This window comes from Leucobacter sp. BZR 635 (assembly GCF_048061935.2).
GTDB lineage: Bacteria > Actinomycetota > Actinomycetes > Actinomycetales > Microbacteriaceae > Leucobacter.
This window is the reverse complement of sequence record NZ_JBLUNZ020000065.1, coordinates 1-21,327: the sequence shown is the minus strand read 5'-3', so window position 1 is coordinate 21,327 and position 21,327 is coordinate 1. Positions and strand designations below refer to the sequence as shown.

19 protein-coding genes are annotated in these 21,327 nt (G+C 68.6%); 10 read left to right on the top strand and 9 right to left on the bottom strand.

Annotation, left to right across the window (positions count from 1 at the left end):
- Nucleotides 1–123: 123 nt before the first annotated feature.
- Nucleotides 124–579 carry a carboxymuconolactone decarboxylase family protein gene (locus ACI1US_RS12680; protein WP_461640799.1) on the top strand — a complete coding sequence of 152 codons (456 nt, stop codon included), beginning with the start codon at nt 124–126 and terminating at the stop codon, nt 577–579.
- Nucleotides 580–586: 7 nt separating this feature from the next.
- Nucleotides 587–1,687: an NAD(P)-binding domain-containing protein gene (locus tag ACI1US_RS12675; RefSeq protein WP_461640798.1), complete on the top strand. Its 1,101-nt coding sequence runs from the start codon at nt 587–589 to the stop codon at nt 1,685–1,687.
- A gap of 246 nt (nt 1,688–1,933) precedes the next feature.
- Here the strand turns inward: ACI1US_RS12675 and ACI1US_RS12670 are convergent, their stop codons facing one another.
- From ACI1US_RS12670 to ACI1US_RS12650, 5 genes are all read right to left on the bottom strand, one after another.
- Nucleotides 1,934–3,418, bottom strand: coding sequence for an LssY C-terminal domain-containing protein (locus ACI1US_RS12670; protein ID WP_461640797.1), 1,485 nt, complete (start codon nt 3,416–3,418; stop codon nt 1,934–1,936).
- A gap of 1 nt (nt 3,419) precedes the next feature.
- Complete coding sequence (locus tag ACI1US_RS12665) at nt 3,420–3,935, bottom strand: DUF2165 family protein (RefSeq protein WP_461640796.1); 516 nt, start codon at nt 3,933–3,935, stop codon at nt 3,420–3,422.
- Nucleotides 3,932–4,120 (bottom strand): DUF4177 domain-containing protein, encoded by a 189-nt coding sequence (locus tag ACI1US_RS12660; protein ID WP_461640795.1) that lies wholly within the window; start codon nt 4,118–4,120, stop codon nt 3,932–3,934. Before ACI1US_RS12660 ends, ACI1US_RS12665 begins: the two co-directional genes overlap by 4 nt.
- A 68-nt stretch (nt 4,121–4,188) precedes the next feature.
- On the bottom strand, nt 4,189–6,201 hold the full coding sequence (locus ACI1US_RS12655) for an RCC1 domain-containing protein (RefSeq protein ID WP_461640794.1): 2,013 nt from the start codon (nt 6,199–6,201) through the stop codon (nt 4,189–4,191).
- A gap of 172 nt (nt 6,202–6,373) precedes the next feature.
- Complete coding sequence (locus ACI1US_RS12650) at nt 6,374–7,294, bottom strand: carbonic anhydrase (RefSeq protein ID WP_461640793.1); 921 nt, start codon at nt 7,292–7,294, stop codon at nt 6,374–6,376.
- A gap of 210 nt (nt 7,295–7,504) precedes the next feature.
- Between ACI1US_RS12650 and ACI1US_RS12645 the strand changes: the two genes are divergently transcribed.
- The 3 genes from ACI1US_RS12645 to ACI1US_RS12635 are packed head-to-tail and all read left to right on the top strand — an operon-like array spanning nt 7,505 to nt 11,331.
- Nucleotides 7,505–8,995: a long-chain-fatty-acid--CoA ligase gene (locus ACI1US_RS12645; RefSeq protein WP_461640792.1), complete on the top strand. Its 1,491-nt coding sequence runs from the start codon at nt 7,505–7,507 to the stop codon at nt 8,993–8,995.
- A 57-nt stretch (nt 8,996–9,052) separates the two neighbouring features.
- Nucleotides 9,053–9,415: a Cd(II)/Pb(II)-sensing metalloregulatory transcriptional regulator CmtR gene (cmtR, locus tag ACI1US_RS12640; RefSeq protein ID WP_461640791.1), complete on the top strand. Its 363-nt coding sequence runs from the start codon at nt 9,053–9,055 to the stop codon at nt 9,413–9,415.
- Nucleotides 9,412–11,331 (top strand): heavy metal translocating P-type ATPase, encoded by a 1,920-nt coding sequence (locus tag ACI1US_RS12635; protein WP_461640790.1) that lies wholly within the window; start codon nt 9,412–9,414, stop codon nt 11,329–11,331. The genes cmtR and ACI1US_RS12635 overlap by 4 nt, the downstream gene beginning before the upstream one ends.
- Nucleotides 11,332–11,566: 235 nt before the next feature.
- Here the strand turns inward: ACI1US_RS12635 and ACI1US_RS12630 are convergent, their stop codons facing one another.
- Nucleotides 11,567–12,160 carry a MarR family winged helix-turn-helix transcriptional regulator gene (locus ACI1US_RS12630; protein WP_461640789.1) on the bottom strand — a complete coding sequence of 198 codons (594 nt, stop codon included), beginning with the start codon at nt 12,158–12,160 and terminating at the stop codon, nt 11,567–11,569.
- 178 nt (nt 12,161–12,338) lie between these two features.
- Here ACI1US_RS12630 and ACI1US_RS12625 point away from each other — a divergent pair, with 178 nt between their 5' ends.
- A complete protein-coding gene (locus tag ACI1US_RS12625; RefSeq protein WP_461640839.1) occupies nt 12,339–14,504 on the top strand; it encodes an MMPL family transporter in 2,166 nt (721 codons plus the stop codon).
- A gap of 124 nt (nt 14,505–14,628) precedes the next feature.
- On the top strand, nt 14,629–15,171 hold the full coding sequence (locus ACI1US_RS12620; RefSeq protein ID WP_461640788.1) for a GNAT family N-acetyltransferase: 543 nt from the start codon (nt 14,629–14,631) through the stop codon (nt 15,169–15,171).
- A 39-nt stretch (nt 15,172–15,210) separates the two neighbouring features.
- On the opposite strand, the gene ACI1US_RS12615 is transcribed toward ACI1US_RS12620, so the two are convergent.
- Together ACI1US_RS12615 and ACI1US_RS12610 are read right to left on the bottom strand one after the other, a co-directional pair.
- Nucleotides 15,211–16,494 carry an MFS transporter gene (locus ACI1US_RS12615; RefSeq protein WP_461640787.1) on the bottom strand — a complete coding sequence of 428 codons (1,284 nt, stop codon included), beginning with the start codon at nt 16,492–16,494 and terminating at the stop codon, nt 15,211–15,213.
- A 176-nt stretch (nt 16,495–16,670) separates the two neighbouring features.
- Entirely contained in the window at nt 16,671–18,080 is a 1,410-nt protein-coding gene (locus ACI1US_RS12610; protein ID WP_461640786.1) for an aminotransferase-like domain-containing protein, read from the bottom strand.
- On the opposite strand from ACI1US_RS12610, the gene ACI1US_RS12605 reads away from it, so the two are divergent.
- The 3 genes from ACI1US_RS12605 to ACI1US_RS12595 all read left to right on the top strand — a co-directional run bounded on the left by ACI1US_RS12605 (nt 18,079) and on the right by ACI1US_RS12595 (nt 20,606).
- Nucleotides 18,079–19,023, top strand: a complete 945-nt coding sequence (locus ACI1US_RS12605) for a DMT family transporter (protein ID WP_461640785.1) — start codon at nt 18,079–18,081, stop codon at nt 19,021–19,023. The two genes, ACI1US_RS12610 and ACI1US_RS12605, sit on opposite strands and share 2 nt — an antisense overlap.
- Nucleotides 19,020–19,922, top strand: coding sequence for a dihydrodipicolinate synthase family protein (locus ACI1US_RS12600; RefSeq protein ID WP_461640784.1), 903 nt, complete (start codon nt 19,020–19,022; stop codon nt 19,920–19,922). Before ACI1US_RS12605 ends, ACI1US_RS12600 begins: the two co-directional genes overlap by 4 nt.
- A 144-nt stretch (nt 19,923–20,066) precedes the next feature.
- Nucleotides 20,067–20,606: a YaeQ family protein gene (locus ACI1US_RS12595; protein ID WP_461640783.1), complete on the top strand. Its 540-nt coding sequence runs from the start codon at nt 20,067–20,069 to the stop codon at nt 20,604–20,606.
- 103 nt (nt 20,607–20,709) lie between these two features.
- On the opposite strand, the gene ACI1US_RS12590 is transcribed toward ACI1US_RS12595, so the two are convergent.
- The coding region (locus ACI1US_RS12590; protein ID WP_461640782.1) for an enoyl-CoA hydratase/isomerase family protein at nt 20,710–21,327 on the bottom strand (618 nt) is incomplete at its 5' end.

Sequence of the window (21,327 nt, the reverse complement as noted above, 5' to 3'; positions counted from 1 at the left end):
GAAGACAGCGCAAGCGCACAGGCAAGCCAAACGCAGAACAGCGACACCACACGCAGAACAGCGACGCAGAACAGAAGTGGCTCTGGTTAATTGGAGTCACGTCTCACCGAGCTAAGGAGCACCATGCGCCCGTATCTTGATAAAGCCGCGCCCGAGGCATGGAAAGCCGCCGGAGCCTACTCACAGGCGATCGCGAAGGCCGCCGCTGACGGCGGACTGCTCCCGACCGAGGGTGAGCTCATCAAGATCCGCGCATCGCAGCTCAACGGCTGCGCCTTCTGCCTCGATCTCCACACCCGCGAAGCGCGCGAAGCCGGCGTCCCGCAGCAGCAGATCGATCTGCTCCCGGCCTGGCGAGAGACGACACTTTTCAGCGAGCGGGAGCGCGCCGCCCTCGCGGTCGCCGAGGCCGCGACGCAGCTCCCCCTGAGCGAGGAGGCGCAGGCCGATCTCTTCGGCGCCCGCACCGTGCTCGGCGACGACGCCTTCGTCGCGGCCGAGTGGGTGGCCGCCACAATCAACCTCTTCAACCGCATCTCGATCCTCAGCGAGCATCCGGTGCGCCCCCGCAAGGCGTAACGGCCACGTGACCGAATCGGCAGTTCTCGACAGCCTCGTCATCGGCGCGGGTCAGGCCGGGCTCTCCGCGTCGTACCATCTCAGCCGGCTCGGGATCACGCACGTCGTGCTCGACGCGAATGACGCCCCGGGAGGTGCCTGGCAGCATCGCTGGGATGCGCTCACCATGCGCGACGTCCACGGAGTCGCCGAGCTCCCGGGATCCACCCCGCCCCCACTCACGCTCGCGCGCGCGAACGAGGCGATCCCCGCCTACTTTGCGGCGTACGAGGCTGAGCACGCGCTGCCGATCGAGCGCCCGGTGCGGGTGGATCGGGTCGACGACGAGGCGGGCGGCGGCGCATCAGGCAGCGGCACAACAGGCAGCGGGATCCTCACCGTGCACGCGGGCAATCGCTCCTGGCGCACCCGCACGATCGTGAACGCAACGGGCACCTGGACGCAGCCGTTCATTCCGCACTATCCCGGTGCCGCTGAGTTCCGCGGCGAACAGTTCCACACCGTTGCCTACCCGGGGCCCGAGCACTTCCGCGGCAAGCGCACCCTCGTTGTCGGTGGCGGGGCATCTGCCGTGCAGTTTCTCGGGGCGATCGCACCGCTCACCGAGACACTCTGGGCGACCCGGCGCGAGCCGGTCTGGCGCACTGACGACTTCACCCCCGAGGCCGGCGCGGCGGCGGTCGCACTCGTCGAGGAGCGGGTCGCGGCGGGGCTTCCGCCCATGAGCGTCGTGAGCGTTACCGGGCTCGCGCTGCGAGAGCAGGAGCGCGAGGCGGAGCGGCTCGGAGCCTATGCCGACCGTCGTCCCATGTTCGAACGTCTCGAGGTCGACGGTGCCCGCTGGGCGGATGGATCCTTCGAGCGCGTCGACGCGATTATCTGGGCGACAGGGTTCCGGCCGGCGATCGCGCACCTCTCGCCGCTCGCGCTGCGCAGCCCCGCGGGCGGGATCCAGCTCGACCGGGCGGGCCGCGGCACCGGAGCGGTCGTCGATGAGCGCGTGCAGCTCGTGGGTTACGGCCCCTCAGCGAGCACAATCGGGGCGAACCGTGCGGGGCGGACGGCTGCCTCCGGGGTTCGCCGGGCCCTCACCGCGCTGGTCGCGTAGCTGCCCGGCTGCCCGCTCAGCGAGCTGCCGGAAGTGCCAGCCCCACGGGACCACCTCTGGGCTCGTGAAACTGGCTCATCACGATAAAAGGTCTAGCCCTCAGCGCCGAGAAATGCTCACCAGCCATGACCTCAGCGAGGTCATGGGCTTTTTACCGCAAATCACTCCTGACTTCGCTGAGGACATGTCTTTTGAGCGGTTTAGGCTAGGCGTGCCCCGCCTTGAGAGTGTGGCGAGCCCCCAAACTTATTCACCCGTGGCGTCGGACGTGTCATCCTTGGTCGTTGCGCGCGCGTCGGCCCTGTCGCGCCGGCGCAGATGGCGGCGCTGTGTCCAGGCCGCGGCCGGCTCGCTCGTCAGGGCGAGCAACGCGAGGCACATGAGTGACGCCGAGAACAGGGTGCCATTGAGGCCGATGGCTTCGAGACCCTGGATGTAGCCGACGGCCGTCCCAAAGATGGTGAAGGCAAGCAGCAGAATCAGCAGCTGCCTGGCCCGGTGTCCCCGTTTGAGCAGCCGCCAGGCGAGGAACAGCTGGCCGAGCATCACGACGCCGCCGACAACCGTGCCGACGACCGCGACAATGTGCCCAATACTTCCAGATGCCTCTTGCCAGAGATCACGGAACTCATCATCGAAGAACAGCGCCACGAGATCGATCACCGCACCGGCGATGATGAGGAGCACCGCAATGGCGATGCTCAGCGGGGCACGATCCACCACGTCCTGCGCCGTCTGCGGCACGACCGGTGCCCGGTCTGGCGACGCGTCGTCGGGCATCACGCCGCTCACATCGAGCACCGGCAGGTGCCCGTCGGTGATGAACCTGTCGCCGCCACCGTTTCGCGCGTGATAGCCCGTCGTGAAGTCTCTGAGCGTCCGCACCGAGACCTCGGGAGCGGCATCGCGCACGCTCGCGACAACAAAATCGCGTTCCTCGTCAGTGTTCTCGTCGATCTTGTGGGTGATCTGCAGCGTGAACAGCGACAGTCCGACATCGGTGTCGTACGTGCCCGCGCCGAGCCAGTCGGTCTTCGCGCCTCCTGGCAGCAGCCAGCCGGGAGGGCAGTGCCAGAAGCGCACGTGGTGGCGCTGCTTCGGGTTGCCCGCGACCTCCTGCTGGTAGGCGACATCGTGCCGCCGGCCAAAGAGCATGAGCGGTGAGACGGGCGCGGTCGGATAGCTCTTTCGGGTGAGCGTGGAGACGATAATGCCCCAGCTGGATCGCAGCGTGATCTCATCGGCCCGGTGCCACCCTGCGCGCCGCATCACCGTGTCGAGCTGCTCGCCGCCGCCGTCAACACCGAGGTTCACGGGGTCTCCGAGGAGGCCGTCGCCGGTGCGGGTGCGTCCGAAGAAATAGTCGGGCACGTAGAGATCCGACAGCAGCTTGTGGAGGCGCGGCAGCACCAGATACGCGGTGATCGCCCACACGGGAATGAACAGGAGCAGCGCCCACGGCGACCGCACGCTCTGGATCGAGATGATCACCGCGAGCCAGCCCGCGGCGAGCGCGCCGATCAGAAAGGCGAGGCGATCGAACAGCGTCGCACGCGGAATCGGCTGCTGCATCTGCAGCGCAAAGCGCCGCTTGGAGGAGCGCTCGGAGACCTGCTCCGACGCTCCCCCAGCGGTGCTTGCGGCTCCGCCAGCGGTGCCTTGGGCTCCCCCGGCGGTGCCTTGGGCTCCGCCAGCGGCGCTGAGGGCTCCGCCAGTAGTGTCCGGGGCCAAGCTATGCGGTCGCTTCGGCCTCACGTGCCGGCTCGTTCATCGCGAGCAGCACGGCGAAGCCAGCCCAGAGCGTGACGATGCCCATAGCGGTTTCCTTGCCATTCCAGGAGCTTGACTGCCACATGGCGAACCACTCAGCGCCGATGATGATGAAGCCGATGAACCAGATCGCGAAGCCGAGCGCGTAGGCCGCGTAGCCCCAACCGCGCGCGCGGTCGTAGTGGGCGACGCTCGCGTCACGGCGCAGAAAGAGCTTCACCGCACCGATAATTGCGATCAGCGCGAACGCACCCTCGGCGATGATGATGCCGATGTAGCCAGCTGTCCACACCCACGGGGTGGTAATCGCGCGCCACATGAGCGCATTACCTTCGAAGGTGGTGTCCATCGAAAGCACGTGTTTCACGAACTGGAAGTTCGAGTCGTAGTCCATGAGGTTCCCCATGAATACGAAGAAGCCGAAGAGTCCGGCGAGGAACAGGGTGAAGGCCTGGAGCAGGCGCAGCGGGTGTTTCATTTCTTTACCTTTCGGCTGAATACGAGGTCGAGCCGAGGTTCGGCGTGCGACTCGAGGGGAATCGCTTGGACAAAGCGCCAGCCTGCCGCGGCCTGCTCGGTGATGACCTCGCGGTAGTCCTTTTGCAGCACTGCGCCCTCGCGCCGCCGCTTCACGGCGACGCGGACAAATGAGTATTCGTGCATGTTGCTCCTCACTTCGGCTCTCTGACCTGGCACGCCGCCCAGCTGGGGTGCGGGCGGCGGGCCCGGCCTCAGCGTAACCCGCGCGAGCGCCGCGTCACCCGCACCACGCCAGTGGCGAGGGCAGCGATTCCGAGCGCGAGCAGCGATGCGGCGAGCGCCGCGGGCCCAGCCGCGGATTCACCTCCGGTCGGTGGGAGCGGCTGCGTGGGGGTGATCGCTCCACCAGACCCTCCAGAGCCACCGGATCCCCCCGGCCCAACCGGCCCGCTCGGCGTGAGCACAGTGAGGGTCGCGGCTGCGCTCGTCGCCGACTGGTTCGCGGCATCGGTCGCTGTCGCCCTGAACTGCAGCCCGGAGTGCTCAGCGGTCGCGGTGAGCGTCAGAGTTGAGCTGTGGCCGTCTGTCGCGACCTGCCACGCGGCATCAACCGCACCCCAGGTCACTCCTCCGTCGCTCGACACTTCCCAGAGCACCGTCGGAGCGGGGTCGCCCGTCGTCGTGACCGAGAATCGAGCCGGGTCGCCCGCGTCGACCGTCAGGTCTGCAGGCGACGTGATCGTTGGCAGCACCGGCGGCTGCGGGTCGTCTTCGACGTAGGTGAAGCCGCCCGGGTACACCACCGGCTCAAGCTCGGCACCGAACTGGGTCGCCCGCACGACGACATCGACGGGCCCGGCGGCGTGCGCTGGGGTCGTCGCCTGCCAGTTCCCGTCTTCGAGCTGCGTGAGGTCGGTGCCAGCGATCCCGTCAAAGGTGACCTCGGTGACGTCTACGGGGATGCGCACCTCGATCGGCTCGTTCACGTCGACGTCGGTATCGTTGCCCAGCTGCCCAGTCGCGTTGTAGCCCCAGGTGTAGGCCGCTCCGTTGTCGCCCATCGCGGTCGAGTGGAACAGGCCGGTGCCAACGGACACGAACTGCACGCCCGCGGGGGCGTTCACCGTGACCGGCGTTGCGCTGTCGGTGTTTGTCCCGTCACCGAGTTGGCCGTTGAGGTTTCGGCCCCACGCGTAGGTGGTGCCGTCCTTCGCAATCGCGAGCGAGTGATATGCGCCGGTGCTTGAGCCGTCATCGGCCGCGTCATTCGGGGCGATCATGCCCGCCTCGATCATGTCGAACTCGACTCCGGGCGGAGTGTCCACTGCCACTGGGACGTTCGAGCTCGCGGAGGGGGCCCCGCCATTGCCGAGCTGGCCGTTTGCGTTCGCACCCCAGGCGTACACCCGGCCGTCATCGCCGAGGCCCAGGGAGTGGTGTCCACCGGCATCCACCCGCGTGAAGGTCACGTCCTGCGGCAGCACCACCTCGACTGGGGCGAGCGAGCCGGTGAAGCTACCCTGGCCGAGCTGGCCCTGCGTTCCCAGGCCCCACCCGAATGCCCGGCCATCGTCCGCGAGGGCGAGCGTGTGGTGTCCACCCGTACTCAGTTGGGTGAGTGTCGCGTCGTCTGGGATGACCGCGGCGACGGGCGAGAGTTGGTTTCCGGTAGTCCCGCTGCCGAGCTGGCCTGCGTTGTTCTTGCCCCAGCCGTACATCGCCCCGTCAACCCCGAGGGCGATCGAGTTGTACTCACCAGCATTGATTTGGGCGATCGCTACGCCACCGGGAATCTCGACCTTCGTGGGCACATTGATGTTCGTGGTCGTGCCGTTGCCGATCTCGCCGGAGGAGTTCTGACCCCAGGTGTAGGCGTTCCCGTCGGAGCCGAGCGCGACCGTGTGGTAGGCCCCCGCGTCGATCTCAACGAAGCTCACGCCGGCCGGCTGCGTAATCGGCCTCGGGAGCCATGATGTTGTGTTGTCGCCCGTGCCGAGCTGTCCCTCGGCGTTGTACCCCCAGGCGTAGGTGAGCCCGTCGGATCCCGTGGCGAGCGTGTGGAGCCCGCCCGGGTAGATCTCGGTAAATGTCACGCCCCGCGGTGCGGGAACGGTGACGGCGGTACCGCCGCTGACCGGCCCGGAGCTGGGATGAGGAACCGCTTGCTCAACTACCGGTTCTGCGTGGGCCGCGGCCGCTCCGCCGGTGAGCAGCAGCGCGCTCACCGCCCCAATCACGCCGAGGCGCGAAGAAAGCTTGCTCATAGTTTCTCCCTCGAAATTACTTGGAAACACCATAAAACGCCCGGGCACGTGCGTCAAGGATCCCCGGAGGAGTGCGAGCTCTACGACTGCACTGTGCGACTGCACTGTGCAGCTGCGATATGCAGCAGCACCCTGCGGCAGCAACGTACGGCTGTCATGCGCGGCAGCGCTACTATTCAGCGGCACCGCCCCTCAGGTAGCCCGCGGCAGCCTCGTGCAGCACGGCCTGCAGCTCCTCGTCGTTCTTCGGAGCCGCCCTGAGCCCGGGCTCCCAGCCGCCCGCGGTCATTGTGCCGACCGTGCGCTGTGTGAGGTCGTAGACGCCGAACGCCGCCTCGCGTTCGAGGTTACGGGCGACGACGTTGGAGCTCAGTGCCGCGTTCGCGACGGCAGCGACGGCGATGAGCGCCTCGCGGAGATCGGCCGACTCAGCCGCCGCGGGCAGCACCGCGCGCCCCGTGATCTGCTGCAGCGCGTAGGCCGCAAGCCGCACGCTCCCGAACAGCGAATCGACGATTTCGCGCAGCGGCGCGAGCTGCGCGACCGGAAGGTAGCTCCCGGGCTCAAGAAACGCGTCGACGGCCGCGGTGACCGCGCCGCACTGGGAGTGCCCGATCACGCTGAAGAGCTGTACCCGCGGGAGGTGATCCGAGGCATAGTGCAGACTGCCCAGGCACTCGGCCCCGGGCACATTCCCGGCGATGCGCACGACGAACAGATCGTTCGCCCCGCGCCCAAGCGCGAGTTCGATCGGCACGCGTGCGTCTGAGCAGCTGAGCACGGCGGCGAAGGGCTCCTGGTTGAGGATCCCGTCGTCGTCGGAGGTGTTTACGAAGCCGAAGGCCTCAGGGTCAAGCCGCATCTCGACATCGCCGCCGGTCGTGCCGAGCGAGCCAAATGCCTCGCTGCCCCGGTTCAGGAGTTCGAGGGCCTCGGCCGGTGAGGCCGCGACGATCGGGACTGGCCGGTCAGACTGCGCGATCCAGCGAATCTGGAGCACGTTGTCCTGCTGCGGCTGCGAAGTGGCTAGCCGCTGCGCCCCCTCCGATCGCGGATTCTGAGCGGCTTGATCTGACTGTGATTCGGTCCCCATGGTTGGATCGTAGCCCGAGAAAAGCCCCACGAACAGGGGTGATAACAACTCTGTGCACGTCATCGGCCCCAGCAGGGGCTGCCCCACGAGTAGCGCCTGCGTATCCTGTGAACGCATTCCCTGCAGATTCCCCGGGCGGTGTGGTGATAATGAACTGGTAACTCAATGCAGAGCATCAAAGGCTTCACTTACAACTCAAAGGAGAGATGTATGACCAACCTTGCAATGAACCTCGTCAACACCGCCGCGAAGCACGGGCAGCGCCCCGCACTCAAGCTCGGCGAAGCCGTACTCAGCTACGCCCAGTTCGAACAGACCACGCAGCTCGTCGCGGCCCTCCTGCAGGAGCACGGTCTGCGCCAGGGCGACCGTGTGGCGCTCATGCTGCCGAACGTGCCCCACTTCGCGTTGCTGTACTACGGAGCGCTGCGCCTGGGGGCCGTCGTTGTACCGATGAACCCACTCCTGAAGGAGCGCGAGGTGGCCTACCATCTCAGCGATTCGGGTGCGCGACTGCTGTTCGTTTGGACCGGGTTCGAGCAGGAAGGCGAGGCCGGGGCTGTGCTCGCCGACGCGAAGACAATCGTCGTTGAACCGACGGGCTGGCCGGGGGTACTCGCCGGGCTGTCACCGGTGGCCGAGGTCCATGACGTGGCCGACAGTGACACCGCGGTGATCCTCTACACCTCAGGCACCACGGGCAAACCGAAAGGTGCGGAGCTCACCCACGCCAATATCGCCCGCAACGTCGAGATCTGCGCCGACGAGCTCCTCTTCCTCTCGGAGGAAGACGTCGTGTTCGGCGGGCTCCCGCTCTTCCACGTCTTCGGCCAAACCGCCAGCTTGAACGCGGCCGTGTACGCGGGGGCATGCCTGACACTGCTGCCAAAGTTCGACCCGCGGGCGGCGCTCGAGACCGTCGCCCGCGATCGGGTGACCGTCTTCGAGGGCGTACCGACGATGTACACCGTGCTCGCGCACTTTCCCGGCCGCGACGACTTCGATACCTCCTCCCTGCGGGTGTGCGTATCAGGTGGCGCAGCGCTTCCGGTCGAGGTGTTGAACGCCTTCGAATCGGCATACTCATGCATCGTGCTCGAGGGCTACGGCCTCTCCGAAACCTCTCCGGTGGTGTCGATCAATCGGCTTGACCGGCGTCGGGCTGGATCGATCGGAGTTCCAGTCTCGGGCGTCGAGGTGCGGATTATTGATGACTCCGACAGCGACGTTTCCGCCGGTGACATCGGCGAGCTCATCGTTCGGGGCCACAACGTCATGAAGGCATACTGGGGCAAGCCTGACGAGACAGCGCAGGCGATTCCAGACGGCTGGTTCCGCACCGGCGATCTCGCGAAGCGCGACGACGACGACTTCCTGTACATCGTTGACCGCAAGAAAGATCTCATCATTCGTTCCGGGTACAACGTCTACCCGCGTGAGGTCGAAGAGGTGCTGTACGAGCACCCGGCGATTGCGGAGGCCGCGGTGATCGGATTCCCCCACTCGGAATTCGGCGACGAGATCGCTGCGGTCGTGGCCCTCAAGCCCGGCTCGGCCGTAGAAGCGGCAGAGATCCGCGAGTTCGTGAAGTCGAAGGTCGCAGCGTACAAGTACCCGCGCGTCGTAGAGATCGTCCAGGCGCTGCCAAAGGGCGCAACCGGGAAGATCCTCAAGCGCGAGATCGTGCTCACGAGCGTGTGATTCGGGGCGGGGAGGCGCAGACTTCCCAATGGTCAGCATGCAGTGTATAGTCAGTGCATGCTGACCATTGGCTCGCGCCTCGACGCTATGCACCGACTCGGTCGCGCCCTCGCTGACCCCACCCGCTCCCAGATCCTGCTCGCGCTCATCGACAGGCCGGGCTATCCGGCGGAGCTCGCTGCGGAGCTCGGCCTCACCCGCACGAACGTGTCAAACCACCTCGCCTGCCTGCGCGGCTGCGGCATCGTTGTCGCCGAACCCGAGGGCCGTAAGACCCGCTACGAGATCGCCGACCCGCACCTCACCGCCGCCCTCACCGCGCTCGTCGATGTCACGCTCGCGGTCGACGAGGGCGCGCCGTGCATCGACCCGGCCTGCCAGGTTCCGGGCTGCTGTGAGCCCGTGGCCGCGCGGGCGTGAGCGCGGAGTGCTGCGGCACGGACGCCACGACGACTCCCCCGATCACTGAGGCGCTCCGGCCTTACTCAGCGACACCGTGGTGGCGCGACCGGGCGATCCTCGTGCCGCTCGGCTCCGGCCTCCTGTTCCTCGCGGGGCTCGCGCTCGACCTCGCGGGCGCCGGCACCGCGGCCCTCGCCGCGTACTGGGCGGGCCTGCTGCTCGGCGCGGCAACGTTTGTTCCCGGGGCACTGAAACGCCTCTTCACGCACCGCAAGCTCGGCATCGGGCTCCTTATGACCATCAGCGCGGTCGGCGCGGTGCTGCTCGGCTACGTGCAGGAGGCCGCGGCGCTCGCGTTCCTCTACGCGATCGCCGAGGCGCTTGAGGATCGTGCGATGGATCGCGCCCGCGGCGGCCTGCGCTCACTCCTTGAGCTCGTGCCCGACACCGCGACCGTGCTGATTGGCGGCACGCGCGCAACGGTCCCCGCCCGGGAACTCACGGCCGGGCAGTTGCTCGTGCTCAGCCCCGGTGAGCGGCTCGCGACCGACGGGGTGGTCGCGAGCGGATCCTCCGCGCTCGACACCTCCGCAATCACTGGCGAGTCGATCCCGGTCGCCGTCGCGCCGGGCGACCTTGTCTCCGCGGGATCCATCAACACGTCTGCGGTACTCGAGATCACCACGACCGCCGCGGGCACCGACAACTCACTCACCGCGATCGTCGACCTCGTCGAGCAGGCGCAGGCCGTGAAGGGCGACCGCGCGCGGCTCGCGGACCGCATCGCCAGGCCGCTCGTGCCCGGCGTGCTGTTCCTCGCGCTCGCCGTCGGCGTCATCGGCTCGCTGCTCGGCGACCCCGAGACCTGGATCACGCGCGCCTTGGTCGTGCTCGTCGCCGCCTCGCCGTGCGCGCTCGCGATCGCCGTTCCCGTCACCGTCGTCTCGGCGATCGGTGGGGCAAGTCGCTTTGGGATCGTCATCAAGAGTGGGGCGGCGTTCGAACGGCTCGGCACGATCCGCCACGTCGCTTTGGACAAGACCGGCACCCTCACACGCAATATGCCCGAGGTGACGGCCGTCGTCACCTCGACGGGCGTGCCCGAGCGCGAGCTGCTCGCGCTCGCTGCGGCGGTCGAGCAGCACTCGACGCATCCGCTCGCGGCAGCGATCCTCAGAGCCTCGCCGACGCCGGCTCAGGCGACTGGCGTCACCGAACTCGCCGGGAGCGGCATGACCGGAGAGGTCGGCGGGCGCACCATCGCCGTCGGCAGCCCGCGTTGGATCGCGCCGGGCCCGATCGCCGCTGACGTCGCCGCGCTCGAAGCGACCGGGCAGACCGTCATCATCGTGGCGCGCGACGGCGAGGTGCTCGGCGCGATCGGGGTGCGCGACGAGCTGCGCGCAGAGGCAGCCGAGACCGTGCGCGCGCTGCACGAGCAGGGCATCGCCGTGTCGATGCTCACGGGCGACAACGCCCGCACCGCGCACGCCCTCGCAGCTGATGCGGGCATCGCAGACGTGTACGCGGAGCTGCGGCCAGAGGACAAAGCGCGACTGGTGGCAGAGTTCGCGCTCTCCGCCCCGACCGCGATGATCGGCGACGGCATCAACGACGCCCCCGCGCTCGCTGGTGCCACGGTCGGGATCGCGATGGGCGCGACCGGCTCAGACGCGGCGATCGAGTCCGCGGACGTTGCGTTCACGGGCCACGACCTCAGGCTCATCCCTGACGCGCTCGCGCACGCCAGGAAGGGGCATCGGATCATCACGCAGAACGTCGGGCTGTCGCTCGCGATCATCGCGGTGCTCGTGCCGCTCGCTGTGACCGGGGTACTGAGTTTCGCAGCCGTCGTGCTCGTGCACGAGCTCGCGGAGGTCGTGATTATCGCGAACGGCTTGCGGGCGGCACGTACCCCAACGCAGCGCTGGTAGCGCTGGCACTGGTGGAGGCTCTGGCAATGGTGGAGGCGCTGGCAGTGGTGGAGGCGCTGCGGCGCCGTGAAGACTCACCAACCCTGAATCGCTCAGCAGACATGCACTCAGCGAAGTCATGAGTGATCGGCAGCAAAAAAGCCCTGACCTCGCTGAGTGCATGTCTTTTGAGCGCCGTCATCGCTGCGATCTACACCTTCAAGCGGGAAGAGCACCTTGGAGTTCCGGGCGGCGGTTAGGCGTCGTGCTGCGCCGGCCAGTCCTCGGTGCCGATCGTGATCTCATTGGCCATGTCGTCGAGGAAGCGGATCACGACCTCGCGCTCGGCCGCCGTGAGCCTGGCGGCGGCGTGAAAGCGCTTCGCCTGCTGCCTCCCGACGGTGTTCCGCGCGACCTCGTGCGTCTCCGGCGTGATCGAGATGGTGAGCGCGCGGCGGTCGGTGGGGTGAGCGCTCCGCACAATGTGCCCGCCACGCTCGAGCCTGTCGAGCAGCTTCGTCGTGGAGGCGCTGGAGATCTTCAGGTGGGCGGCGATCGCCCCCGGCGTTGCCATCTCGCCCCGGTTGGCAGAGACGATGAGGAAGTGGAGCGCGCGCATGTCGGTCTCGTTGAGCTTCATGTATTTGAGCGAGGCCTCCGACAGCTCCTGCTCGGCCTCACGTAGTCTGCCGAGGGCACCCATGAGCAGGCCGATGTGCTGCACCTGGGCAGCGTCGAGTCCACCGCGATCAACGAGGGTGCCTGAGGGGTCGCTCGCGTCGAGGTCGTAGACGTTCATCGCCTGCGGATCCCGCTCGCCGTGATCCAGCCCGTCGTGACTCGCTTGCATGGAACGATTCTAGCCGGAGCGATTGCTTCAAGCCTGACTATCTATACCAACTAGATGTTTCTTGCTAAGCTAGCTACATTCTGTTCTGGACAATGGGGGACGTCACGTGAATCCAAAACATGCCGGCGCGACGAGCACTTCGTCCGCGGAGACCACGCGCGGCGACGTGCCGAAATGGCTGCGGATCCTCCTTCCCGCCCTCCTCATCCTCGTCTGGTTCGCGGGTGCCGGCATCGGCGGCCCCTACTTCGGCAAGGTGAGCGAGGTCTCATCGAACGACCCGACGGCGTATCTGCCCGAGTCCGCGGACGCGACGCAGGTGCGCAAGCTCCTCACCGAGTTCAATGACAGCGACACGATCCCCGCGATCGTCGTCTTCGCGAGCGAGAACGAGCTGAGCAGCGCGGACCTCGACGGTATCGCGGCGCAGCTTGAGCAGCTCTCTGGAGGTGCCGACGGTGGCGCGACCGGCGGCGCGATCGAGGGCATCGCCACAGGCATCTCCCCCGCGCTCCCCTCAGACGACGGGAAGGCCGTGCAGGCGTTCGTACCCATCGACGCGAACGCCGACATCAGCGACGTGGTTGGGGCGCTCGGCGACTCGCTCCGGTCGGCGGCTCCCCCCGGGGTCTCCGTCTACGTCACGGGCCCCGCGGGGTTTAGTTCCGACCTCTCGGCGGCATTCTCGGGCATCGACGGGCTACTCCTCGGCGTCGCGCTGATCGCGGTGTTCATCATCCTCATCATCGTCTACCGTTCCCTCCTACTGCCGGTCGCCGTGCTCTCGACGAGCCTGTTCGCGCTCTGCGTCGCGCTCCTCACGGTGTGGTGGCTCGCGAAGGCCGGCGTGATCCTTCTCAGCGGCCAGACCCAGGGCATTCTGTTCATCCTGGTGATCGGTGCTGCGACCGACTACTCACTGCTGTACGTCTCGCGCTTCCGCGAGGAGCTGCGCGTGACCACCGATAAGTGGCAGGCCACGATGCGAGCCGTGCGCGGCTCCTTCGAGCCGATCGTCGCGTCCGGCGGCACTGTCATCGCCGGCCTCCTCTGCCTGCTACTCAGCGACCTGAAGTCGAACAGCACACTCGGCCCGGTCGCCGCGATCGGCATCGTCTTCGCGATGCTCGCGGCGCTCACACTGCTGCCCGCGCTGCTCTTCGCGTTCGGCCGCGCCGCCTTCTGGCCACGCCGCCCGAAGTTCGAGCCCGAGGTTGTCGAGGCCGAACACGGCATGCCGACCGGCGGCGTGTGGAGCAAGTTTGCCGCGCTCATCAAGCGAAGGCCGCGCGCGATCTGGATGACGACCGCGATCGTCCTCGCCGTCGGCGCGCTCGGCGTCACTCAGCTCAACGCGGTCGGCGTGCCGCAGTCGGATCTCGTCATCGGGGCCTCCGAGGCACGCGACGGACAGGCGGCCCTCGGCGAGCACTTCCCGGGTGGATCGGGCAGCCCGGCCCAGATCCTCGTCCCCGAGAGCGATCTGCAGACCGCGGCCGACGTGCTGCTCGGGCACTCGGGCATCGACGGCGTCTCAGTCATGTCGCAGGACTCCCCGAGCGGCTCGGCGCCCGTCACCGCGGAAGGCATCTCCGCGTTCGGCCCACCCGGGACGCCCGCGCCGGCGCCGACCGTCGTCGACGGCGAGGTGATGCTGCAGGCGACGCTCACCGCGGCGGCTGACTCGGACGCGGCGGCCGACACTGTTCGCACGCTGCGTGCGGAACTCTCCGACGCCGTGCCTGGCGCGCTCGTCGGCGGGGTGACCGCGACCGCGATCGATACGAACACCGCGTCGATTCACGACCGCAACCTCATCATCCCGGTCGTGCTCGTCGTGATCCTCATCATTCTCATGCTGCTGCTGCGCAGCGTTGTCGCGCCGATCCTGCTCGTGCTCACGACCGTGCTTTCCTTCGGCACCGCCCTCGGCGTCTCCGCGCTCGTGTTCAATGGGATCTTCCAGTTCCCCGGCGCAGACCCGGCTGTGCCGCTGTTCGGGTTCATCTTCCTCGTCGCGCTCGGCATCGACTACAACATCTTCCTCATGACCCGGGTGCGCGAGGAGTCCGTGAAGCACGGCACGCGCGAGGGGATCCTCCGCGGGCTAACGATCACCGGCGGCGTGATCACCTCGGCGGGCCTCGTGCTCGCGGCGACGTTCGCGGCGCTCGCGGTGATCCCGATCCTGTTCCTCGTGCAGATCGCGTTCATCGTCGCGTTCGGCGTCTTGATCGACACGTTTATCGTGCGCTCGCTGCTCGTGCCGGCGCTGGGCTACGACATCGGCCGGAAGATCTGGTGGCCGTCGAAGCTATCGAAGGCCACCGAGGTCGCCGAGTAGCCTCGCGCCTGGGCCGCCCCCACTGCCCCGTTTAATCTAGTCCGACCCTTATCGGTCCCAAGAAAGGGTCGGACTAAATTAATCGGGGCGTGGGGGATCGGCTGAGCTGTGAGATATTGGGATCATGCTCGACCAGACGAGACTCCCAGTCGAAGACGAACGGGTGCGGTTGCGGCCGCTGCGCGACGCCGACGCTGCGGCGTACGCCACCGGCTCGGCCGACGCAGACGTGCGGCGCTACGCACACCTCCCCGAGCCCGAGTACACACCCGAGTCCGTGCGCCGCATGATCGAGCGCGACGCCGGGCCCGGGCTCGCGCGGGGAGACCTCGCGGTGTTGGCCATCGCAGAGGCAGAAAGCGACGCGTTCGCGGGGAGCCTCGTGCTCTTCGACGTCGCGGCCGACCGCGCCGAAGTGGGCTTCTGGCTCCACCCCGAGGCACGCGGCAGGGGCTACGCGGTGTCCGCTCTCGCGCTCGCAGCGGAGTTTGCCCGGGCATCAGGGCTCGCGACGCTCGCCGCGCGCACCGTTCTCGGCAACGTTGGATCCCAGCGGGTGCTCAGCGCCGCGGGCTTCGAGCAGGGTGGATCGGAACCCGGGGTCGCGCCGTCTGGTGAGCGCGTCGAACTCATGCACTACTCGCTGCAGCTGCACGACCGGGCGTAGCACGTAGGCGCAGCCCGGAGGCTCGTGCGTAGGCGTCGCTCAATCGCCGCGCGCGGGCGCCTCCCGAAGCACCCGGAACCGCGGGTGCACAAACACGAACACGGCAACGATCGCCATGAGCACGCCGCTCACCACCACCGGGAGCAGAGGCCACACGCCATACAGCGCGGTGCTCAGCGCCGGCGCGATCACGAAGGTCAGGCCGTTCGTCGCGCCGATGAGCCCGGCGAGCCCTCCCTGCTCATCACGCCGCATGAGGAGGGTCGGCCCTGCCGTGTAACCCGGGGTCGCGACGCCGAGGCCGAAGCCCACGAACACGGTTCCGATCAGGAGCAGTGTGAGCCCTGCGTTGGGAGCGAGCAGCCCAAAACCTATGACCGAGATCGTCGATCCCACGCGAAGCAACGTCGCGGGCGACCACCCCGAGCGCGGCACGACGACAACCTGCGCGACCACCATGCCGATGCCCGCGATCAGCATCACCCCGCCCGTCGTGAGCGCGGTCATTCGACCGTCGAGCGCGAGCCGGTCCTGCACGATGAAACCGATGATGATCTGGAAGAAGCCCAGCGCCGTGAACATGCCAAACCCTGCGAGCAGGAACGGCCACACCCGTGAGTCGGTCGGCCGCACGCGGGCGGGATGCTCGATGAGTTCGTGACGGGGCTCGGGGCGCAGGCTCACCAGGGTCACGAGCGCGGCGAGCGCGAGCAGCGCCGGGATGACGATGAGGGGCACGAGCAGCCCGAAGCTCGCGAGTACGCCACCGACGATCGCACCAGCGATCATCGCGACGCCCTGCACCGCGCCGACGCCAGCCATGCCGCGCACGCGAGTTTCCTCGGTGTCGGTCACCCTGGCGATGTACGTTTGCGCCGTCGGCGCGACCGCGGAGATCGCGAGCCCGAAGCCCACACCGCGGAGCATCACGAAGAGCGCGACCAGGGCTGCACCCGTGACGACGCCCCGCATGCCAAGCGCCGCCGCCCAGGCGAACAGCGCCATCGTCGTTGCTCCGAGAACGAGCGCGGTCGCGAGTACCGGCTTCGTGCCGTGCGTCTGCGCCCGCTTCCCCCAGAACTGGCTCGTGAGCACCACCATCACCGCAGCCGCACTCACCGTCGCGCCAATCTGCCACTCTCGCAGCCCGGCCTCGCGGGCGAGCGGGGCAATGATCGGGCTGAGCGTCATCTGCGCGAGGTAGACGAGGAAGACGAGGGAGAGAAGCAGCGGAACCTGCGGGCGGGCAGCTGCACTACCGGTAGCACTGCCGGTAGTGCCGGCGCTGGCAGACTGCTCGGCGCTGGCAGGCTGCTCGACCATAACGGACTCCTCGTCTCGTTTGCGACGAGTGACGACGAGACTTTGGAGCGTCTCGGGCGAAGCCCCGCCCAACGACCACGGGCGCAGGCACCGGAGCGCCATTCATCAGATGAATGCTAACACGCGGGTCTCGCAAGGGATAGGCTCAGCGGGCAATCAGGACGGCGCCCGGGCGCTCACCCCAACCGCTCGATCGCGCGCCCGAGCACCTCTGCCGCTGCCGGGAACGCGCCTGGGTTCGGACCTGAGAAGTTCAGCCTGATGAAGTTTCCCGAGGGCTCCGCCGGGAACCACTCACTGCCCGGCGTGATGAGCACCCCCTCGTCCTCGCATGCCCGCACGAGGCCCGGCAGATCGACCGTGTCGGGCAGCTGCGGCCACAGGTTCAGCCCGCCGCTGGGGATCGCGGCCAGGTGCGCGGCCGGCGCGTACTCGGCGAGGCTATCGACGAGCAGGTCGCGGCGGGCACGCAGTTGCTGCCGGAGCCCGCGCAGGTGAGTGCTCCACGCGGGCTGGGTCACGATGTCGAGGGCTGCGGCCTGGAGGATCCCGCTCACATACATCGAGGATGCACCTCGGTCGGCGAGGATCCGCTCCCGCGCGGGCCCCCGTGCGATCACGCCGGCGACCCGAATCGCGGGCGAGACGCTCTTTGTCAGCGAGCGGACGTAGACGACGTGGCCGGCGTCGTCCAGCGCGGCGACGGGGCTCGCCTCGCTCGTGATGCCAAAGTCGTGGGCCCAGTCGTCCTCGATGAGAAACGCGCTGTGCGCGCGGACTACGTCGAGGATCTGCCGCGACCGCTCGGGTGACCACTGCGCCCCGGTGGGATTCGCGTACGTCGGCTGCGCGTAGAAGGCGCGCGCGCCAGTCTCCTCGAACGCCCGGGAGAGGTCGGCCGGGTCGGGGCCCAGCGGCCCGCTCGCGACCGGCACGAGCCGCACGCCCGCCTGCGCCGCCGCGAGAATCGCGCCCCAGTACGTCGGCGACTCGACGAGCAGCGGCTGCCCGGCGGTGACGAGCGCGCGGAAGGTCGAGCTCAGGCCGCTCTGGCTGCCCGGCAGCACGACGACATCGCTCGCCGTCGGTGGGGTCACGCCGACCGGGGTGGCCTGCGCGAGCTCGCCCGCGAACCACGCCTGCAGCTCGGGGAGCCCCGAGACGGGTGAGCGCGTGACCGCCGCGTCGCTGCGGCCGGCCCGCGTGAGCGCGGCGCGAATGAGTCGCTCGGGCAGGAGCTCGCGGTCCGGGTAGCCGGCGTGGAGCGGGATCGCGCCGTGCGGGGTGGGGCGCATCGTGACGGAGGCGTCGGGGAGGCGGTGCTGCGGCGAGCGCAGCGCCGATGTCTGCCAGCTGAAGTCGAGCGGGCGGGCGGTGCGGACGGCGCGTACGAAGGTGCCGGAGCCCGGCCGCGTTTCGATGAGGCCGCGCGCGCTGAGGGTGCGCAGCGCTTTTTGCACGGTCACGGGGCTCGCCTCGTACTCGGCGACGAGCGCGCGGGTTGCGGGGAGCTTGGCCCCGGCTGGGGCGCGGGCGATCCAGTCGAGGAGGCCGTCGACGATCCGCGAAGTGCTATCATTGCTCATGAGAATACATAGTAGCGCTACTCCAGATTCCCGGAGAGTGATATCGCCCTCGCGGGCGGGCCTGTGGTGGGGGCTGCTCGGAGTAGTCGCGTTCTCCTTCACCGTTCCGCTTACCCGCATCGCTGTCGCGGGCCTCTCCCCGCTATTCATTGGGGCGGGCCGTGCGGTCGTCGCCGCGATCCTCGCCGCCCTCGCGCTCTCGCTCACCCGGCAGCGCCTCCCCCGCGGTTCGCAGTGGCTGCGGCTCGCGGCCGTCGCCGCCGGGGTGGTGGTCGGGTTTCCGCTGCTCACCTCGCTCGCTCTCACGACCGCCTCCGCCAGCCACGGCGCCGTCGTCATCGCGCTGCTGCCCGCGGCAACCGCGGTTATGACGGTGCTTCGCACCGGGGAGCGCCCGGGGCGCAGGTTCTGGATCGCCGCCGCCCTCGGCGCAGTCGTCGCCGTCGCCTTCGCGGCGCAGCAGGGCGGCGGGATCGCCGGGCTCTCGTGGCACGATCTGCTGCTCTTCGGCGCGGTGGTCGCGGCCGCGGTGGGTTACGCGGAGGGCGGCCTGCTCGCGCGGGAGCTCGGAGCGTGGCAGACCATCTCGTGGGCGCTCGTCGTCGCTGCCCCGCTCATGATCGTCCTCACCTGGGTCGCGGTCGCCCAGCAGCCGCCGAGTGCGACGCCCGCGCAGTGGGCGGCGTTCGGCTATCTCGCGGTCGTGAGCATGTTCCTCGGGTTCTTCGCCTGGTACCGCGGCCTCGGGATCGGGCCGATGGCGCAGGTGAGCCAGGTGCAGCTCGTGCAGCCGGTGTTCACGCTGGTGTGGGCTGCGATCCTCCTGCACGAACCCGTCGGCTGGCTCACCGCGCTCGGCGCGCTCGCAGTCATCGCCTGCGCTGCGCTCGCGGTGCGCACCCGGATCCACACCCCCGCTCCACCACCCGAAAGGCAGTCATGAATTCCACAGGCCTCAGCGCGTTTCCGCTCACCCCCATCACCGACGACGGCATCGACGAGGCGGGGTACGCACGCATCGTGGAGCGCATCGCGCGGACCGACGTCGACTCCATCGCTGCGCTCGGATCCACCGGCGGCTACGCCTACCTGTCGCGGGCCGAACGCTCCCGCGTCGCAGATCTCACGGTGCAGCACGCGGGCGTGAGGCCCGTAATCATCGGGGTGAGCGCGCTCCGCACCCGCGACGTTCTCGGCCACGTCGAGGACGCGCAGCGCGCAGGAGCCTCCGCCGTGTTGCTCGCGCCGATGACCTACCAGCCCCTCACCCAGGACGAGGCGTTCGGGCTCTTCGAGGCTGTCGATGCGGAGCTGTCGGTGCCGCTCGTCGTCTACGACAACCCGATCACGACTGGGTTCACGTTCACGGGCGAGCTGCACGGGCGCATCGCCGAGCTGCAGAAGGTCGCGTCAATCAAGATTCCGGCGGTGCCCACCGATCCCGTGGCGGCTCGCGCGCGGCTCGCGGAGTACCGGACGCACGTGCCCGAGCGGGTCACCCTCGGCGTCAGCGGCGACGGCACAGCGGTCGCGGGCCTCCTCGCAGGGTGCGAGACCTGGTACAGCGTTATTGCCGGGGTGCTGCCCGAGGAGTGCGTGGCGCTCACCCGCGCGGCGCTCGCGGGTGACGACGAGACCGCACTCGCGATGTCGGATCGCTTCGCCCCGCTCTGGGAGCTGTTCGCGCGCTACGGCAGCTACCGAGTTGCTGCGGCCGTGGCAGAGCAACTCGGCGTCTTGGCCCCGGGGATGCTCCCCCACCCCGTGCGCGGGATCGACGCGGACGGCCTGAGCGAGGTTGCGCGCGCACTCGCCCACGCGGGCATCGATCGCAGCAGCTGAGCTCGGGGCCCGCCCATCTGCGAACCCCTACCCCTCCATTAATCTAGTGCGACCCTTATTTGCCCGGTGAAAGGGTCGCACTAGATTAATCGGGGGGTGGAGGATGGTCGGGTCGCAGCTTTCCGCCCGCTACACTCGGGGATCATGGCAATAGGTGCAACGATCCACACGTTCGAAATCCAACTGGCCGACGTGGATCGCGGCGTCTACGACGAGCTCTCCCTCAGAGTCGCCAGGCACCCCTCGGAAACCGACCGCTTCATGGTCACCCGGCTGCTCGCCTACTGTCTCGAGTACGAGGAGGGCATCGCGTTCAGCGCCGGCGTCTCAACGACCGACGAGCCGGCGGTGCTCGTGCGCGACCTCACCGGCGCGATCACGGCGTGGATCGAGATCGGCGCGCCCGATGCCGACCGCCTGCACTTCGGCAGCAAGCTCGCCGACCGCACCGCGGTCTACACGCACCGCGAGCCCGAGAAGCTCCTCGCGTCGTGGTCGGGGAAGACGATCCACGAGTCCGAGCACATCGTGATCCGCTCCTTCGACCCAGCCTTCATCGACCAACTCGTCGCCACGCTCGCGCGCCGCAACACGATGACGGTCTCACTCACCGAGGGCCAGCTCTACGTCGACAACAACGGTGTCTCACTCGCGTCGGAGGTCGGCGAGCACCGGATCGAGTAGCGCGGCGCGGCCCTGCCGAGCAACGGCCGGGCGCACAGCAACGGCCGGGCGCACAGCAGCGGCACAGCGGCACAGCGGCGGCGCAGCGCCGCGCTTCTCGCCGCTACCGCGCGGCGAAGGCCTTGATGCGGCGCTCACCCTCAGGACTCACCGAGGCAACGCCGATCGTGCGGGCCTCCTCGTCGAGCTGCTCGCGGAACGAGCGTGCGGGGCGCGAGCGGATGAGGCGCTTTGCCTCGCCGTAGGCGTGAGCATTCGCGACCCACATCGCCGCGATCTCTTCGGCTCGGGCAGCGACCTGGTCGTCGGCGACCTGCTCGGCAGCGATGCCCCACTCGACAGCATCAGCGGCCGAGAGCAGCCGCTCCTGCAGCAGGAGCTGGAGTGCCCGGCGCTCACCGACTGCCGCGGCGAGCTGCGCTGAGACGGAGAGGTCAGGGGTGAGGCCGACGCCGCCGTAGAGGCTGCCGACGCGCGAGGACTCGCCGATGACGGCGTAATCGGAGGCGAGCAGGATGCCGAGGCCGCCGCCGGCCGTGGTGCCGTGCGCGGCCGCCACGACGGGCTTAGCGGACTCGGTGAGCGCGAGGATGCCGGTGTTGATGCGCTGTGCGAGCCGCTGGATCATCTCTCCGCGGTCGTCCATCGTGGCCATCGCCCGGACGTCGCCTCCCGCACAGAAGGCGCGGCCGGTGGCGTCGATGATGATCGCGTGCGCCTC